Genomic DNA, 17,218 nt, shown 5'->3' with positions numbered 1-17,218 from the left:
CGGACGAGGGCGCTCGACCACATACCCCCCGAGGGTGTGTGGCGACCGTGTGGGCGCCCGAACGGGGTGCCGCGGGTGTGACGTCCGTCAAAGAAGGCGTGACGCGCGTTACTTCACGGTCACATGGCGCCCGGAGACCGCTAATCTCCGCCGGAGAGCCAGAAGTGAACAGGCGTTGAGGGGTGGAACATCGTGGCCAGGAAGCTCGCCGTCATCGGGGCCGGACTCATGGGATCCGGCATCGCGCAGGTCTCGGCACAGGCGGGCTGGGACGTCGTCCTGCGGGACGTCACCGACGCCGCCCTCACCCGCGGTACGGACGGCATCAAGGCCTCGTACGACCGCTTCGTCGCCAAGGGCAGGATGGACGCCGGTGACGCCGAGGCCGCCCTCGGCCGCATCACCGCCACCACCGACCTGGAGGCCGTCTCCGACGCGGACGTGATCGTCGAGGCCGTCTTCGAGAACCTCGACGTCAAGCACGAGATCTTCCGCTCGCTCGACAAGATCGCCAAGGACGGCGCCGTCCTCGCCTCCAACACCTCCGCGATCCCGATCACCAAGATCGCCGCGGTCACCGAGCGCCCCGAGGCCGTCGTCGGCGTCCACTTCTTCTCGCCGGTGCCGATGATGCAGCTCGTCGAGCTGGTCCGCGGCTACAAGACCAGCGACGAGACCCTCGCCACCGCCCGCGCGTTCGCCGAGTCCGTCGGCAAGACCTGCATCGTCGTCAACCGCGACGTCGCCGGCTTCGTCACCACCCGGCTCATCTCCGCCCTCGTCGTCGAGGCCGCCAAGCTCCACGAGTCGGGCGTCGCCACCGCCGAGGACATCGACATCGCCTGCAAGCTCGGCTTCGGCCACGCCATGGGCCCGCTCGCCACCGCCGACCTCACCGGCATCGACATCCTGGTGAACGCCGCCAACAACATCTACACCGAGTCCCAGGACGAGAAGTTCGCGCCGCCGGAGCTGATGCGCCGGATGGTGGACGCGGGTGACATCGGCCGCAAGAGCGGGCAGGGCTTCTACAAGTACTGAGCCGTACCCGCCACCCCGCCTCACCCCGTGGGGTGAATTTCGGTACCGGTTCGCTGACAAGGCGCAACGCTTCTGCTGTCGAGGCAGTCAGTCGTTGTGAAGACGGAGCACTCTCGGGGAGCGCATATGCACATCAGGGGCGACCATGTCGAGCTGGTCGTCGGGGGCCGCCTCGACGTCCGCAGCGCGGCGGACGCCCGTACGGTCCTGCACTCGGCCGTCGACGACGGAGTCGGCGACCTGGTGCTCGACCTGACCGGACTGGACTCCTGGGACGCCACCGGACTCGGCGTCATCATGGGCGCCCACCGGCGGGCCGGCCGCTGCGGCCGGCGCCTCGTCCTGCGCGGAGTGCCGCCCCAGATGCAGCGCCTGCTCGTCGCCACCAAGCTGCACCGCATCCTCGCCATCGAGGGCGGCCTCGCACTGGAGTCCCTGCCCCGCGTGTGACGTGCCCTCAACCATGGGAAGCAGTGGTGTGAAACAGGCGTCACGCTCAATCCTCACAAGACCGTGACGTCTTGGTCTCGGGAGCACCCCGGCTGTTCCCGGGCGTCCGAGCACGGTCTAGGGTTCGGTCGCCTGCACATTGACGGAACCACCCGGCGGGCACCGGACACCGCTTCTTGGGGGCTTGCACCATGGACCCGATCAACCCTGGGTCGCAGGAGTACGGTCACGACGCCGAGGGGGAGGCCCGCCAGGACCGCGGCGTGCCCGGACCCGCGCCCGCCGCCGCACCCGCGCGGGCCCGCGTCGTCCAGCTCGTCTCCGGAGACCTGCTCGTCACCGTCAACCCCGTCGACGGCAGTGAGATCGAGGCCTGCCCGCCCGGCCGCGAACCGGCCGCCCCCCGCCCCCGTACCCCCGAGGAACGCGCCGAGGCCGCCCGCGCCGCCGCCCCACCCGTCCCGCCGGGCCCCGCCGCGCCCCAACTGCCCCTCCTCGAACGCCAGGAGCAGCGCGACCGGCTCGCGGGCGTCCTCGGCCGAGGACGCTCCGCCCGACTGACCGGCCCCGCCGGATCCGGCCGGACCGCCCTCCTCGACGCCGTCGCCGCCGACTGCGAGGGCCTCGCGCCCGACGGGGTCATCCGGCTCTCCGGACACCACCGCACCCCCCTCGAACTCCTCCGCGAGCTGTTCACCGCCGTCCGCCACGCCCCGGACCACCGCCCCGACCGCGCCGAACTCCTCGCCCGGCTCGACGACATCGGCGCCGTCGTCGTCGTCGACGACCTGGAGTTCGGCGGCGCCGCCCTCGACGAACTCCTCGCCGCCGCCCCCGAATGCGCCTTCCTCCTCGCCGCGGGACCCGACACCCCCGCCCCCTCCGCCGACGCGCACATCGAGGAGATCCAGCTCGCCGGCCTCGGCCGCGGCGCCGCCCTCAAGCTCCTGGAGAGCGCGGTAGGCCGCACCCTCACCGACGAGGAGGCCAACTGGGCGGGCGACCTGTGGTTCGAGTCCGAGGGACTGCCGCTGCGCTTCGTCCAGGCCGGGGCGCTGCTCCGCCAGCGCGACCGACTGCGCGTCACCCCGGCCGAGTTCGACGCCTTCGGCGCCCTCGAAGAGGCCTTCGGACCCACCGACCCCGACGCTGCCGCCGCCGTCGCCGCCGCGGCCTTCGACGGTCTCGACGACCCCGACGTCGAACTCCGCGAGATACCGCTGCCCAGCCTCGGCGAGGGCGCCGCACCCGCCGCCCTGCTCGCCTCGCGCCTCAGCCGCTCCGCCCAGACCGCCCTGCGCTTCGCCGTAGCCCTCGGCGGCGAGGTGCCGCACCAGGCGCACCTCCCGGCGCTCGTCGGCGACACCCACGCCGACGCCGCCCTCGGTGAACTCATGGCCTGCGGCCTGCTCTCCCCGGTCGGCCCCCGCTACCGGCTCGCCGCCGGGGTCCTCACCCAGCTCCTCGCCCAGGGGTACGAGCCCGAGGCCGCCGCCCGCGCCCACACCGTGGCCCAGCACTACGCCTGGTGGGCCGCCCACCCCTCCGTCACCCCCGAGCGGGCCGCCGCCGAGTCCGACGCCCTCCTCGCCGCCCTGTCCGTCCTCGTCGCGGGCCCCGGCCCCGGGGCGGGCGGGTCCGCCGCCGAGGCGGACGCCGACGTCACCACAGAGCACCGCGCCACCGCCGTCCGCCTCGCCCGCGCCGCCGCGCCCGCCTTCGCCGCCGGACTCCACTGGGGCGCCTGGGAGCGCGCCCTGCGCGCCGGACAGGAGGCCGCCCGGCTCACCGGCGAGGTCGCCGAGGAGGCCTACTTCCACCACGAACTGGGCGTCCTCGCCCTCTGCGCGGGCAACCTGGAGCGGGCCCGCGCCGAACTCGAGGCCTCCATCGGGATGCGCGGGGTGCTCGCAGACAAGCGCGGCACCGTCGCCGGCCGCCGGGCGCTCGCCCTCGTCGCCGACCTCTCCGGCGCGCACACCGGCCCGGTCCGCGCCGAGGAGCCCGTCTCCCCGCCGCGCGGCACCCCCGCCCTGCGCGGCCCGGCCACCGGGAGCGCCGCCGCCGTCACCGCCCCGCTGCCCGGCGGGCCCGTACGGCCGGCGCTGCCTCCCGCGGGTGTCGTGCAGGCCCCGGCGACCGCCCCGTTCCCGGCCTTCCCCGACTTCGCGGACGAGGGCCCGACGCTCATCACCCGCCCCGACTCCGGCCGCAAGGGGCCCGAGGGGGCGAGCGGCAGGGGAGCGGCCCGGGGCGGCATCCTCAAGGGCGGCCTCCTCGGCGCCCGCCGCAACCTCGCCGCCGTCGGCGCGGGCGCGCTCCTCGTCGCCGTCCTCGGCACCGTCGTGACCCTCGGCGCCACCTCCGGCAACGGCGACGACCCGGCCACCAACCGCGTCACCACCGACAGCACGGCGAGCGAGGGCGCCCCCGACGACGGCACCGACGAGGTTCCGGCCGAGGGCGAGGAGGGGGAGCCGGGCGAGACGGGGAAGCCCACCGGCTCCGGCTCCCCGAGCCCGTCCGGCTCCGGCAGCGCCTCCCCTACGGACCCGACGAGCTCGGGCAGCCCCTCCTCCGGCACCCCGTCGACCTCGGACAGCCCGACGGACACCACGGCCCCCACGACGACGGCGCCGCCCACGAGCCCGAACACGACGACCAGGCCGCCGCGCCCGTCGACCACCCCGCCGAAGGCCGGCACCACCCCGCCGAAGCCGACCAGCCCGACGCCGTCGACGACGCCGCCGGAGCCGAGCACGACCCCGCCGACGACGACGAGCGCTCCTCCGGCGACGGAGGAGAACAGCCCCAGCAACTCCGCCTCCTCGTCCCTCGGCGGTCCGCCCGCCTCGGTCACCCCGGCCGGCTCGGAGACGCCCGCCTGACGGACGTACGGGGTACGGGGACGGCCCCTGGCGCGTTCACCGCACCCGGGGCCGTCCCCGTACCTCCGCCGCCGTCAGAACAGCCGCAGCTTGTCGTCCTCGATGCCGCGCATCGCGTCGTAGTCCAGGACCACGCAGCCGATGCCCCGGTCCGTGGCCAGCACCCGCGCCTGCGGCTTGATCTCCTGCGCCGCGAAGACGCCCTTCACCGGCGTGAGGTGCGGATCGCGGTTGAGCAGCTCCAGATAGCGGGTCAGCTGCTCGACGCCGTCGATGTCGCCGCGCCGCTTGAGCTCGACCGCGACCGTCCCGCCGTCGGCGTCGCGGCAGAGGATGTCGACCGGGCCGATCGCCGTCATGTACTCGCGGCGGATCAGGGTGTACCCCTCGCCCAGGATCTCGATGCGGTCCGCCAGCAGCTCCTGGAGGTGCGCCTCGACACCGTCCTTGATGAGGCCCGGGTCCACACCCAGCTCGTGCGAGGAGTCGTGGAGGATCTCCTCCATCGTGATGATCAGTTTCTCGCCCGCTTTGTTGATCACGGTCCAGACGCCGGCCTCGGCCTCGACCCCCTCCTTGAGGGTGCACGGCGGCGACATCCAGTTGAGCGGTTTGTACGCCCGGTCGTCCGCGTGGATGGAGACGCTGCCGTCTGCCTTGATCAGGATCAGACGGGGCGCGGAGGGCAGGTGGGCCGTGAGCCGGCCCGCGTAGTCCACGGAGCAACGGGCAATGACGAGACGCATGGTCCGCAACGCTACAAGACGGGCGCTCTTCCGCGCGATTCGGGCACCGGCCCGAGGCCGCCCGGCAGTGATCCTGAGCCGAACACCCGTCGGTTATCAGCCGGTTGTGTTCCCAATCTCCTGGTGCGGGCAGGACTGCGCGCTTACCGTGGAAGCTGGAGGTCGTCGTCCGTGCACGCTGCGTGGCGTACGGCCCGGCCTTCGGCCCTGCCCGCAAGACCCCGTCCGCGGGGTCGCGAGAGGAGAACCCATGTCGCTCGACGTCTCACCGGCTCTGTTGGAACAGGCCGAGCGAGGCGAGGTCGACGAAGCCGACTTCGTCGACTGCGTCCGGACCTCCCTGCCCTTCGCATGGGAGATGATCAGTTCTCTGGTGGCCCAGCTGAAGGTCGACGGCGGAGAGTTCGCCGACAACCAGACGCCGCCGCCGAATGAGCAGGCACGTGGTCAGCTGCTGCGCGCGCTCGCGAGCGACGCCATTCGTGGTGCGCTGCAGCGGCACTTCGGGGTGCGTCTCGCATTCCAGAACTGCCACCGGGTGGCGGTGTTCCCGCTGGACCCGTCGGTGGACGAGCGGCTCGCCCGCTTCACGTCCGTACGGGGGCAGCTGCTGAACCAGTCGCCGGAACTGCGCGACTGCTGAGACATGGTGCTGCCGCTCCGTATCGCGGTCGAACGCGATCGATGCGAGCCGACGCGCATCGGCACCGACAGGTGCGGAGCGGCAGCACAGTCCCGGACGGGAGCGCTCTCACAGGCCAGCACCGGAGCGCTCTCACAGGCCAGCATCGGAGCGGCAGCACAGGCCAGCACCGGGGTGGCAGCACGGTCCCGGACCGGAGCGCCCTCACGGTCCCGGACCGGAGCGCCCTCATACCAGCAGCGGCAGGACCTCCGCGCCCAGCCGCCGGACGTTCTCCTCGGTCGCCGCGAGGTCGCCCGTGCCCTCCGCGAGCAGCGCGAACCGCGTGATGCCCGTGCGCTCGGCGGTCGCCGCGAGCCGGTCCGCCGCCCGCCGTGGGGTGCCCACCGGGTGCAGACCGCACAGCAGCTCCGTGTACGCCACCGGGTCCCGCATCGCCCGGTGCCGGCCGTCGACCGTCATATGTGCGTCGAGGCCCTGTCTGAGCCACCCCGGCATCGCCTTCACCAGTGCCTCGGCCGCGTCCGCGCCCCGGTCGGCGAGCTCCGCGACCCCCGCCGAGACGTGGAGGCCGCCGATCCGCGCGATCTCGTCCGGGTCCCGCCCGGCCTCCCGCGCGCAGCGTGCCCAGGCCCCGACCATCTCGGCCTTGTCCTCGTCGCCGCAGTGCATGCCCAGCAGCATCGGCAGCCCGCGCTCGGCGGCGAGCCGCACACTCCTCGGCGAGGTGCAGGCCACCACGACCTCCGGTGCCGGATCGCCGCCGATCAGCTCGTCGGGGCGGGGCACGACCGGGACCTCCCGGAAGGCGAATCGTTCTCCCTCGGCGCCCACGCGCGGCTCGGTGAGCCAGCGCAGCAGCAGGTCGAGGGATTCGGGGAACCCCTTCTCGTACGCGCCGAGACCCGCGCCGAAGACCTCCAGGTCCACCCAGGGCCCGCCCCGGCCCACCCCGAGGGTGAACCGGCCGCCCGAGGTGAGGTGCAGCAGCGCCGCCTGCTCGCCGAGAGCGACCGGGTGGACGGTCGGCAGCACGCTCACCGCCGTGGCCACCCGCAGCCGACGGGTGCGGCCGAGGAGCAGCGCGGCCAGGGTCACGGCCGACGGACAGACCCCGTACGGCACGAAGTGGTGCTCGGCCAGCCAGACCGAGTCGAGGCCCGCCTCCTCGGCGACCTCGGCGGTCCGCACCGCCCGATGCAGGGCCTCTCCCTGCCCCTGACCCGGGAACTGGGCGGCCAGAACGAACGTACCCACGCGCATCGCCTTCTGCCTCCTTGCGGCCGACGCGTATCTCCCCTCGCACTGGCACCAACGTCTGACACGTGCCAAAGGCAACGGCCGTTCATGAAGTTCTTGCGATTTTCGGCTAAGCCGTCCTTCGGCGGGCCCGGGGCACCGCGTCGCGGCCCGTAGGCTTGAACGAACGGTCCGTGTTCCCAGACCCCGTGAGGTGTGCCCGTGTCCCCGCGCCACAACCGTTCCCGAGGCGGCGAGAAGCCCGAACAGCAGGGCGACAACGGCGACCGGTACGGCGGGGCGCAACGCAGCGAGACCTGGCAGGGCGAGGAGTGGTACGTCCGCCTCGTCGCCGGAGCCAGCTCGCCCGGCAAGCGCTACCGCTGCCCCGGTTGCGACCAGGAGATCCCCGGCGGCGCCCCGCACGTGGTCGCCTGGCCGGAGTACGGCGGAGTGGACGACCGGCGCCACTGGCACAAGGCCTGCTGGAACGCGAAGGACCGCCGCACCAGCAGGGTGCAGCGGTCCCGTAACGCGCCGAGGTACTGAGCCGGGGCACCGGGTCCGTACCCGCCGCGGCCTACACGTCCCGGCTGTTCAGCGCGGCGTACGCACCGGCCAGGGCGGCCCCCGCGACCGCCGTCATGATCAGCAGCGGCTCCCAGCCCGCCGGGCCGCTGTTCCCGAACGGGGGAGTGTCGCTGTACAGCGCGATCATCTGCGAGGGGATCGCGTAGGTGAACAGGAACTCCTGCACCGACCGCAGCGTCTCGTTGAACATGAACAGCGCCGCCACCAGCGGCAGCAGCAGCAGGCCGATCATCACCGTGATCGCGCCGGCCGAGTGCCGGATCAGCGTGCCGAGCGCCAGCGAGAGCAGCCCCAGCACGGCCAGGTAGGCGCCCGCGCCGACCGTCGCCCGCAGCCACTCGGACCCCGTCGGGGTCGCCGCCCCGTCCACGAGGGCGACCTGCGTCGCCGCCACCAGGGTGGCGACCACGGTGGTGACCGTGAAGACCAGCACGAAGAAGACGATCGCCTTCGCCGTGAGCACCCGCGCCCGGCTCGGGCAGGCCGTCAGGGTCGTACGGATCATGCCGGTGCCGTACTCGGAGGCGATCGTCAGCACCCCGAGCGTGATCACGCAGATCGAGGCCGGCAGCATCCCGAAGAAGCCGAAGGTGAGCGCCGACTCCTCACCCATCGACGCCTCGGAACTCGCCGCGATGGCGGCGACGCCCAGGCCGATGGCCAGCATCAGCAGGACCATGACCCCGAGCGTCCACAGCGTCGAGCGCACCGAGCGGATCTTCGTCCACTCGGAGGTGAGGGCGTCACCGAGGTGCGCCCTGCGGACCGGGATGGGGGAGACGTAGTTCTTGTACGGCGGCGCCGGGGCGTGGTGCGGTGCGGGGGCGGTCATCGGGCGTCCTTGGTGGTGTCGCTCGGCTGGGCGGGGCTCGACTGCGGGGGGCCCGGCGGCACGGCGGCCGGAGCGGCGTGCGGACCGGGGGCGGGCGGTTGGCCGGGCGCTCCCGCGTACGGGTTCTGTCCGGGCGGCGGCGGGGCGTACCAGCCCTGCTGCGGCACGTCCTGCGCCACCGGCTGCTGCGGCGGCGTCCCGTACCCCGGGTGGCCGGGCTGCAGCGGCGGCTGGAGGTGCGCGAGCCGGTCGTCGGTCGAGCGGTAGTCCACCGCGCCCTGGGTCAGACGCATGTACGCCTCCTCCAGGGAGGCCTGGTGCGGGGACAGCTCCCAGAGCCGTACGTCCGCGCCGTGCGCCAGGTCGCTGATCCTCGGCAGCGGCAGCCCCGTCACGCGGAGCGCGCCGTCCGGCTCGGAGAGGACCTGCCCGCCGGCCTCCATCAGTGCCGCCGTCAGCTTCGCCCGCTCCGCCGGAGAGGTCTCGGGGGTCCGCACCCGGGCGAAGTCCGCGGAGTTCGCCGAGATGAAGTCCGTGACGCTCATGTCGGCGAGGAGCTGGCCGCGGCCGATCACGATCAGGTGCTCGGCGGTCAGTGCCATCTCGCTCATGAGGTGGCTGGAGACGAAGACGGTCCGCCCCTCGGCGGCCAGCTTCTTCATCAGGTTGCGGACCCAGAGGATGCCCTCGGGGTCCAGACCGTTCACGGGCTCGTCGAAGAGCAGCACCTGCGGATCGCCCAGGAGCGCCGCCGCGATGCCCAGCCGCTGGCCCATGCCGAGCGAGAAGCCCTTGGAGCGCCGCCTGGCCACGTCCTGGAGGCCGACGACGCCGAGGACCTCGTCGACGCGCTGCGCCGGGATGCCGGCGAGCTGCGCGAGCGACAGCAGATGGCTGCGCGCGCTCCGCCCGCCGTGCACGGCCTTGGCGTCCAGCAGCGCGCCGACCTGCCGTGGCGCGTTCGGCAGCTGCCGGAAGGGGTGGCCGCCGATCGTCACATGCCCCGCGGTGGGCCGGTCGAGCCCCAGGATCATCCGCATGGTGGTCGACTTGCCGGACCCGTTGGGCCCCAGGAACCCGGTGACGACACCGGGCCTCACCTGGAAGGAAAGGTTGTACACGGCCGTTTTGGCGCCGTAGCGCTTCGTCAGGCCGACTGCCTCGATCATTCTCCAGCCCCATCGACAGGTCGGTCGCATCCATGTCGGGGCGTGGCGGCCGAAGGCCGGAGCCCCCCGTATGAGCTAGGAGCTTATCCAGCCATTGATGGTTCCGGCGAAGCGGAGACGACCTCCGGGCAGTCCCTGGGGGAACCTCAGGGTTCTCCCCCAGGGGATCAGGGGGAGACAGGGCGGAGAACCTGCGGGGGATCCGGGGGATGACCCGCCGGATCAGGCGTCCCGCCTCTTCATCACCACATAGCCGCCCAGCAGCGCCGCCACCACCCAGATCACCATGATCCCGAGCCCGCCCCACGGGCCGTACGGAGCCGGTTCCGTGTTCATGGCGTCCGGGACGACCTGCATGATCTTCGAGCCCGCCTGGTCCGGGAAGTAGCGGGCGACCTCCTTGGCCTTCGGGACCGCCGACAGGATCTGCGAGACCAGGAAGAAGAACGGCACCAGGATGCCCAGCGACAGCATCGACGAGCGCAGCATCGTCGCCACACCCATCGAGAACAGCGCGATCAGGCCCATGTACAGCCCGGCGCCCACCACCGCCCGCAGGACGTTGTCGTCGCTGATCGAGGCCCGGTGCTCGCCGAGCAGGGCCTGCCCCAGGAAGAAGGAGAGGAAGCTCGTCACCAGGCCCACCAGGAGGGCGAGCCCGCCCGCGACCGCGATCTTCGAGAAGAGGAAGGTCGCGCGCTGCGGAACGGCCGCCAGCGAGGTGCGGATCATGCCGGAGGAGTACTCGGTCCCCACCACCAGGACGCCGAAGACCACCATCGCCAGCTGACCCAGGATCATCCCGGAGAAGCTGATCAGGGTCGGGTCGAAGGTCGCCTGCTCGGCGTCCTTGAGGTCGTTGAAGGTGGAGTTCATCAGGGCGCACAGCGCCGCACCCATCGCCACCGTGACGAGCAGGGCGCTCGCCAGCGTCCAGACGGTCGACGACACCGTCCGGATCTTGGTCCACTCGGACTGCAGGACCGCTGTTGCCGCTGCCATCGTTCAGGCTCCCTGGGAGGTCTTGCCCCACTGGGGGCCGGGCGCCGGGGCGCCGCCGTGTACATCGGTGCCGTGCGAGTGGTACTCCACCGCACCGGCCGTCATCTGCATGAAGGCCTCTTCGAGCGAGGCCCGCTGGGAGCTCAGCTCGTGCAGCACGAGACCGCTGCCGGCCGCCAGTTCGCCCAGCTTCTCGGTGGTCGCCCCGTCCACCTCCAGGGTGCCGTTGCCCGCCTCGACCGCGACGAACCCGTTGGCGTGCAGCACGTCCCTGAGCCGCTCCTGCTGCGGGGACCGCAGCCGTACGAAACTCCGGGAATTCTGCTGGATGAAATCCGCCATCGACGTGTCCGCCAGCAGCTTTCCCTGGCCGATCACGATCAGATGATCGGCTGTCAGGGCCATTTCACTCATCAGATGACTGGAAACGAAGATCGTCCGGCCCTCGGCCGCCAACGCCTTCATCAGATTGCGGATCCAGTGAATTCCCTCGGGGTCCAGACCATTGACCGGTTCGTCGAACATCAGGATCTCGGGATCCCCGAGCAGCGCGGACGCGATGCCCAGCCGCTGTCCCATCCCGAGGGAGAACCCCTTCGACTTCTTCCGTGCCACCGGCGTCAGACCCACCAGGTCCAGCACCTCGGCCACCCGGCGCTCCGGGATGCGGTTCGACTGCGCCAGACACAACAGGTTGTTGTACGCCGAACGGCCGCCGTTCATCGCCTTGGCGTCGAGCAGCGCCCCGATGTACTTCAGTGGCTCCGCCAGGTCCCGGTAGTGCTTGCCGTCGATCCGGACCGTCCCGCTCGTCGGGTTGTCCAGGTCCAGCATCATCCGCATCGTCGTCGACTTGCCCGCCCCGTTCGGCCCGAGGAAGCCGGTGACCACACCAGGACGCACCTGGAAGGAGAGATGGTCGACCGCGGTCTTCGCCCCGTAGCGCTTGGTCAGGCCCTCAAGCTCGATCATGCGTACCAACCTACGGGCGCGCAAAACCCCCCGCCACCGGAATGACGAGGGGTTCGGGCAACTCTACGCAGTCGTTACCGGCGCGGCGTCAGAGCGACGCCTCAGCGGGACTGCTGGGCCGGGACACCGGCCGCGCGCTCGTCGTCGATCGGCGAGCCGGCCGCCGCCACCGCGGCACCGGTCAGCGTCGCCAGCATCTCGCGGACGTTCGTCAGCTGCGCGTTGATCGAGTCGCGGCGGTTCGTCAGCGCCGCGAGCTCGCGCTCCGACTCCGAACGGATCCGGTCGGCCTTGGCATTCGCGTCGGCCACGATGTCCTCGGCCTGGCGCTGCGCCGTCTCCACCGTCTGACGGGCGCGGCGCTCCGCGTCCGTACGCAGCTTCTCGGCCTCCAGGCGGAGCTGCTCCGCGCGGTGCTCGATCTCCGCGAGACGCTTCTCGGCCTTCGCCTGACGCGAGGCCAGGTCCCGCTCCGACTGCTCGCGGCGCTTCGCCAGGTTGGTCTCGAAGTCCGCGGCGGCCTGGGCGGCCTTGGCGCGGGTCTCCTCGAAGAGGGCGTCCGCCTCCTCGCGCTTCGACTGCGCGTCCTTCTGCGCCTCGGCGCGCAGCGTGTTGGCCTCGCCCTGCGCCTTCTCGACGATCCGGACGCCCTCGTCCTCGGACTTCGCCTTGCGCTCGGCCGCGAACGACTCCGCGTCGTTGCGCACCTGCTGGGCGGCCGACTCGGCCAGCTCACGGTGCTGCTCGGCGGCGCGACGGGCCTCCTCACGCAGGTCCTTCGCCTCCTCCTCGGCGAGCCGGAGGATCTTCTCGACCCGGGCACCGAGCCCCGCGTACGACGGCTCGGCGTCGCTGACCTGGGCCTGGGCGTTCTGCGTCTCGAGGTGGAGCTCCTCGATCCGCTTCTCCAGGGAGGTGATGCGGGACAGGGCGCTGTCGCGGTCGGACACGAGCTTGGTAATGCGGTCGTCCACCTGACCGCGGTCGTAACCGCGCCGCACGAGCTCGAAGCCGAAGGGGGAGGATGTGTCGCTCATGGGTTTCCTGTCGAATGAGACCGGTGAGGTGTTAGAGGGAATCCTAGGGGCCGAAGCGGCGTGTCATCGAGCGTATGCCCGTTTGATCTGGAGAATGTCCAGCCTTTTGAGTGGCTAGCCGTCCTGGGCCTTGCCACCCGAACGGGTGGAACCCGCTGACGCGCCCGCCTTCGCACCCACCGCTCCCGGGGACTTCGCACCGGCCGACGGAGTCTCGAAAGACTCCAACGCCTCCAGCACGTCCTGGACACGGGAGATCTCGGCATTGATGTCCTTGCGGCGCCGCACGAGCACTTCCAGCTCGCGCTGCCCCTCGGCGACGGTCGTCTCCGCCTCGGCCAGCGCCTCCGCCCGGATGCGCTCGGCCTCGGCCTTGATGCCCTCCGCCTCCGCGACGAGCGAGGCCTTCTTCTGCTCGGCCTCCTTGAGCAGTGCCTCGGCCTTCCGCACGGCGGCGATCCGTACCTTGCTCGCCTCCGAACTCGCCTCGGACACCAGCTCCTTGGCCTTCTCCTCCGCCTCGGCGCGCTGCTCCGTCGCCGCCTTCACGAGGTTGTCGACCCGCTCGCCGGCCGTCTTCATCTGCTCGGCGCTCTCACGGCGGGCCCGCTCGTGCAGGTCCTCGATCTCGCCCTCGATGCGGCCCCGCAGCTCCTCGGCCCGGTCCCTGATGGCCGTCGCGTCGCTGCGCGCCCCGACCAGCAGCTCGTCCGCGTCCGTACGGGCCTTCTCCACCAACGAGTTGCCCTCGACGGTCGCCTCGGCCACGATCCGCTCGGCCTCCTTGCGGGCCGCGCCGACCATCGTGTCGGCCTGCGTCTCGGCCTCGGTGGTGGCGCGCAGCGCCTCCTCCTGGGCCTTGGCGACGAGCTGGTCCGCCTGCTCCGCCGCGTCCGAACGCTTCCGCGCGCCGGCCTCACGGGCCTCGTCGAGCGTCCGGTCCGCCTCCTCGCGGGCCTCCGAGCGCATCTGCTCGGCCGCCGCCTCGGCCGCCGCCCCGAGCCGCTCCGACTCGGTACGGATCCGCTCCGCCTCCTGCCGCGCGGAGCCCACGGTGGCCTCCGCCTCGGCGCGGGCGTCCGCCGTGACGGCGTCCGCGAGCTCGCCCGCCTCGCGGGTGACCCGCTCTGCCTCGGCCGTGGACTCGCGGGCGAGCCGCTCGGCCTCGGTGATGGCCTCCGCGATGAGGGCGTCGGCCTGCTCGGCGGCGTCGCTGCGGCGCTTGTCCGCCGCCTTGCGCGCCTCGTCGAGGACCTGCTCGCCGTCCGCGAGGGCCGCGTTCCGCAGGGCCTGCGCGTGCGCCTCCCCGTCGATCTTGACCTGTTCGGCCTCGGTGCGGAGCCGCAGGGCGTCCTGCTCGGTGGTCTCCATCAGCTCGACCGCCTCGGCGGTCAGCCGCTCGGCCTCCGCGGTCGACTCGCGGGCGATCCGCTCGGCCTCGGTGGTGGCCTCGGCGATGAGGGCGTCGGCCTGCTCGGCGGCGTCGCTGCGGCGCTTGTCCGCCGCCTTGCGCGCCTCGTCGAGGACCTGCTCCCCGTCCGCGACCGCCGCCGCCCGCAGCGCCTCCGCGTGCGCCTCCCCGTCGGCCTTGGCCTGTTCGGCCTCGGTGCGGAGCCGCAGGGCGTCCTGCTCGGTGGTCTCCATCAGCTCGACCGCCTCGGCGGTCAGCCGCTCGGCCTCCGCGGTCGACTCACGGGTGACCCGCTCCGCCTCGCCGGTCGCCTCCGCGATGAGGGCGTCGGCCTGCTCGGCCGCGTCGCTGCGGCGCTTGTCCGCCGCCTGACGGGCCTCGTCGAGGACCTGCTCCGCCTCGGCGGCGATCCGCTCCGCCTCCGTACGGGCCTCACCGACCACCGACTCGGCGCGCTCGGCCGCCTCCGAACGGATCCGGTTCGCGTCCTCCCGCGCGTCCGCCCGCGTCCTGGCCGCGTCCTGCTCGGCCGAGGCCAGCGAATCCGTCGCCTCGGTCCGTACCCGCTGCGCGTACTCGGCGGTGTCCGCCCGCAGCTTCTCCGCCTCGGCGATGGCGTCCGTGACGGTCCGCTCGGCCAGCGCCTTCGCGGCCTCCGTCTCCTCCTGCACCCGCGCCCGGATGCGGCCGGCGTCCTCCGACGCCCGCTCCCGCTCCTCGTGCGCGTCGGAACGGACCCGGTCCGCCTCCTCCTGCGCCTCGGACCGCGTCCGCTCCGCCGCGTGCTCGGCGGCACTGCGCAGCCCGGCGATCTCCTCCTCGGCCTGCTCGCGCAGACCCGCCACCGAGTCCCGTACCTCCTGGGCGGCCCGCGAGGCCGCGGTGACCATCTCGGTCGCCCGGGTGTCCGCCTCCTCGACCAGGCGCTGCGCCTCGGCCTGCGCGTCTTCGACGCGCTTGCGGGCGGCGGCGAGGAGTTCCTCGGACTGCTCGCGGGCGTGCTCGCGCTCCCGGCCGGCCTCGGAACGGGCCGACTCCAGGGTCTCGTCCGCCTCCCGGCGGCGCCGGACGGCCTCCTCCTGCGCGGCGGCCAGCGCCTCGGCCGCCTCGGCGGCGACCCGCTCGGCGGCGGCGGCGGCCTCGGCCCGCACCCGGTCGGCGGTCTCCTGGGCCTCCGACCGCAGCCGCTCGGACTCGGCGGCGGCCTCGGTGCGCAGCCGTACCGCCGCGGACTCGGCCTCCGTGCGCGTGGTCGACGCGTCCGACGCGGCCTCGGCGCGCAGCCGCTCGGCCTCCCGCTCCGCCTGCTCCTGGAGGTTGCGGACCCGCTCGGCGGCCTCGGTCCGCAGCCGCTCCGTCTCCTCGGCGGCCTCGCGCCGGATCAGCTCGCCCTCGGCACGCGCGTCGGTGAGCTCCTCCCCGGCGGCGGCCACCTTCGCCTCGGCATCGGTGTGCAGCCGGGTCAGCTCCTCGGCGGCCTCCGCGCGACGGGCCTCGGCGGCCCGCTCGGCGTCCGCGCGCAGCCCGGCGGCGGCCTCCTCGGCCGCCCCCTTCACCGACTCGGCCTGCTCCTCGGCCTCGGTCCGCAGCCGCTCGGCCTCGGCGCGGGTGCGCTCAAGGGTCTCCTCGGCCTGGGTCCGGAGCGTCTGGGCGCGCTCCATCGCCTCCGACTTGACCCGCTCGCTCTCGGCGCCGGCCTTGGTCCGCAGCTCCTCGGCGTCCGTACGGGCCTTGGTGAGCAGCTCCTCGGCGGTCCCGGCCGCCTCCTCGATCTGCTGGAGGGCCTCGCGCCGGGCCTCGCCGCGGATCCGCTCGCCCTCGTCGATGGCCTCGGCGCGCAGCTGCTCGGCATCGCCGCGCAGCCGCCGGGCCTCCTCCTGGAGCTCGACCGTCTTGGCCCGGTACTCCTTGGTGTCGTCCTTCGCCGAACCGAGCAGCTCGTCGGCCTTGTCCCCGGCCTCGGCGCGCAGCCGGTCGGCCTCGGTCTCGGCCTCGCGGCGGACCCGCTCGGCCTCCTCGGAGGCCTTGCGGGTGGTCTCCCGGGCGTCCTCGGACGCCTTGGTGAGGATCTCCTCGGCGCTGCGGGCGGCCTTGGCGAGCGCGGCGGCGGAGTCCTCGGCGGCGGCCGTGACGGCCTTCTCGGAGGCCTCGGTGACGAGCTTCTCCGCCTCGGCGGTCGCCTCGCGCAGCTTCTCCTCGGCCTCGGCCTTGAGGGCCTCGGCGTCCTTGGTGGCCTCGCCGACGAGCCGGGCGATCTCGGCCTTCGCGGTACGGGTGCGCTGCTCGTTGACCGAATCGGCGTTCGCGAGCTGCCGGGCGGCGGAGTCCTTGGCCTCGGTGAGGGCCTTCTCGGCCTCGGCGCGGGCGACCCGCAGCTTCTCCTCGGCCTCCTGCATGCGCTGCTCGGCGGCGCGGGAGAGTTCGGTGGCCTGGCGGCGGGCCTGGTCGGTCTCGGCGGTGGTGGTCGAGCGCAGCTGCTCGGCGTGGCTGGTGGCCTCCTGCGCCTGGCTGGACGCGGCCCCGATGAGCCGCTCGGCGTCCTTGCGGGCGCGCAGCAGAATCGCTTCCGCCTCGGCGCGGGCCGCTTCGGCCTCGGCGCCGGCCCGGCGGCTGGTCTCCTCGGCGAGCCGGGTGGCCTCGGCGCGGGCGGCGGTCAGCGACTGCTCGGCCTCCGCCCGGGACTCCTCCATCAGACGGCGGGCCTGGGACTCCGTACGGGCGCGGAGCTGCTCGGCCCAGGCGACGTTCTCGTTGACGTGCGCCTCGACGGTCTGCCGGCGCTCGTTGAGCTCCTGGTCCAGCTGCTGGCGGCGCTGTACGGCCTCGTTGTGCAGCTCGGCCTGGAGGCGGGCCTGGTGCTCGGCGTGCTCCTGGAGGATGCGCTGCGTCTGGGCGCGGGCGTCGCGCAGCTCGCGCTCGGCGTCCTGGCGGAGCTGCTCGGCCTGCGCCTGCGCGTTCCGCAGCAGCTGCTCGGCCTGGTAGCCGATGTCGGCGCTGTCGTACGCGGGCCGGGACGCGATGGTGCGGCGCGCCTCGTGGAGCTTGGCGCGCAAGACCTCGACCTGGTAACCGAGATCCTCGGCGTGCTGGACGGCCTTCTCGCGTTCGGTCTTCAGCCGGTCCATCTCGGCTTCGAACCTGGCGAGATGGTCGTCTTCAGCTCGGTGGCTCTCCTGGCGTTCGTAGCCCCGCACTGC

13 protein-coding genes are annotated in these 17,218 nt (G+C 73.1%); 5 read left to right on the top strand and 8 right to left on the bottom strand.

Features of this window, described 5'->3' with window-relative positions; all coding sequences use genetic code 11:
• The first annotated feature begins 192 nt into the window (after positions 1-192).
• From ABT154_RS31535 to ABT154_RS31525, 3 genes are all read left to right on the top strand, one after another.
• A complete protein-coding gene (locus tag ABT154_RS31535) occupies positions 193-1,041 on the top strand; it encodes a 3-hydroxyacyl-CoA dehydrogenase family protein (protein WP_351861464.1) in 849 nt (282 codons plus the stop codon).
• Between the two features lie 126 nt (positions 1,042-1,167).
• Positions 1,168-1,491 (top strand): STAS domain-containing protein, encoded by a 324-nt coding sequence (locus ABT154_RS31530; RefSeq protein WP_015036221.1) that lies wholly within the window; start codon positions 1,168-1,170, stop codon positions 1,489-1,491.
• Between the two features lie 191 nt (positions 1,492-1,682).
• Complete coding sequence (locus ABT154_RS31525) at positions 1,683-4,379, top strand: P-loop NTPase family protein (protein ID WP_351861462.1); 2,697 nt, start codon at positions 1,683-1,685, stop codon at positions 4,377-4,379.
• A 74-nt stretch (positions 4,380-4,453) separates the two neighbouring features.
• Here ABT154_RS31525 and nucS read toward each other — a convergent pair whose 3' ends face one another.
• Positions 4,454-5,125, bottom strand: a complete 672-nt coding sequence (nucS, locus tag ABT154_RS31520) for an endonuclease NucS (RefSeq protein WP_351861460.1) — start codon at positions 5,123-5,125, stop codon at positions 4,454-4,456.
• Between the two features lie 250 nt (positions 5,126-5,375).
• Here nucS and ABT154_RS31515 point away from each other — a divergent pair, with 250 nt between their 5' ends.
• Positions 5,376-5,768, top strand: coding sequence for an SCO5389 family protein (locus ABT154_RS31515; RefSeq protein ID WP_073808533.1), 393 nt, complete (start codon positions 5,376-5,378; stop codon positions 5,766-5,768).
• Positions 5,769-5,996: 228 nt separating this feature from the next.
• Here the strand turns inward: ABT154_RS31515 and ABT154_RS31510 are convergent, their stop codons facing one another.
• Positions 5,997-7,031: an LLM class flavin-dependent oxidoreductase gene (locus ABT154_RS31510; RefSeq protein ID WP_351861458.1), complete on the bottom strand. Its 1,035-nt coding sequence runs from the start codon at positions 7,029-7,031 to the stop codon at positions 5,997-5,999.
• Between the two features lie 198 nt (positions 7,032-7,229).
• Between ABT154_RS31510 and ABT154_RS31505 the strand changes: the two genes are divergently transcribed.
• A complete protein-coding gene (locus ABT154_RS31505) occupies positions 7,230-7,556 on the top strand; it encodes an Rv1322 family protein (RefSeq protein ID WP_317878320.1) in 327 nt (108 codons plus the stop codon).
• A gap of 31 nt (positions 7,557-7,587) precedes the next feature.
• On the opposite strand, the gene ABT154_RS31500 is transcribed toward ABT154_RS31505, so the two are convergent.
• The 6 genes from ABT154_RS31500 to scy form a co-directional block, all read right to left on the bottom strand.
• Complete coding sequence (locus tag ABT154_RS31500; RefSeq protein ID WP_351861455.1) at positions 7,588-8,430, bottom strand: ABC transporter permease; 843 nt, start codon at positions 8,428-8,430, stop codon at positions 7,588-7,590.
• Entirely contained in the window at positions 8,427-9,599 is a 1,173-nt protein-coding gene (locus ABT154_RS31495; RefSeq protein WP_351861453.1) for an ABC transporter ATP-binding protein, read from the bottom strand. The genes ABT154_RS31500 and ABT154_RS31495 overlap by 4 nt, the downstream gene beginning before the upstream one ends.
• Before the next feature lie 222 nt (positions 9,600-9,821).
• Positions 9,822-10,601, bottom strand: a complete 780-nt coding sequence (locus ABT154_RS31490; protein ID WP_351861451.1) for an ABC transporter permease — start codon at positions 10,599-10,601, stop codon at positions 9,822-9,824.
• Between the two features lie 3 nt (positions 10,602-10,604).
• A complete protein-coding gene (locus tag ABT154_RS31485) occupies positions 10,605-11,573 on the bottom strand; it encodes an ABC transporter ATP-binding protein (protein WP_317878004.1) in 969 nt (322 codons plus the stop codon).
• Positions 11,574-11,674: 101 nt separating this feature from the next.
• Positions 11,675-12,610, bottom strand: a complete 936-nt coding sequence (locus tag ABT154_RS31480) for a coiled-coil domain-containing protein (protein ID WP_351861449.1) — start codon at positions 12,608-12,610, stop codon at positions 11,675-11,677.
• A gap of 114 nt (positions 12,611-12,724) precedes the next feature.
• Positions 12,725-17,215, bottom strand: coding sequence for a polarized growth protein Scy (gene scy / locus ABT154_RS31475; RefSeq protein WP_351861447.1), 4,491 nt, complete (start codon positions 17,213-17,215; stop codon positions 12,725-12,727).
• Positions 17,216-17,218: the final 3 nt, after the last annotated feature.

It is taken from the genome of Streptomyces sp. NPDC001728 (assembly GCF_040297565.1).
In the GTDB taxonomy this organism is placed as follows: Bacteria; Actinomycetota; Actinomycetes; order Streptomycetales; family Streptomycetaceae; genus Streptomyces.
Note: the sequence above shows the minus strand (reverse complement) of the source record. Positions and strands in the feature narration are given on the sequence as shown.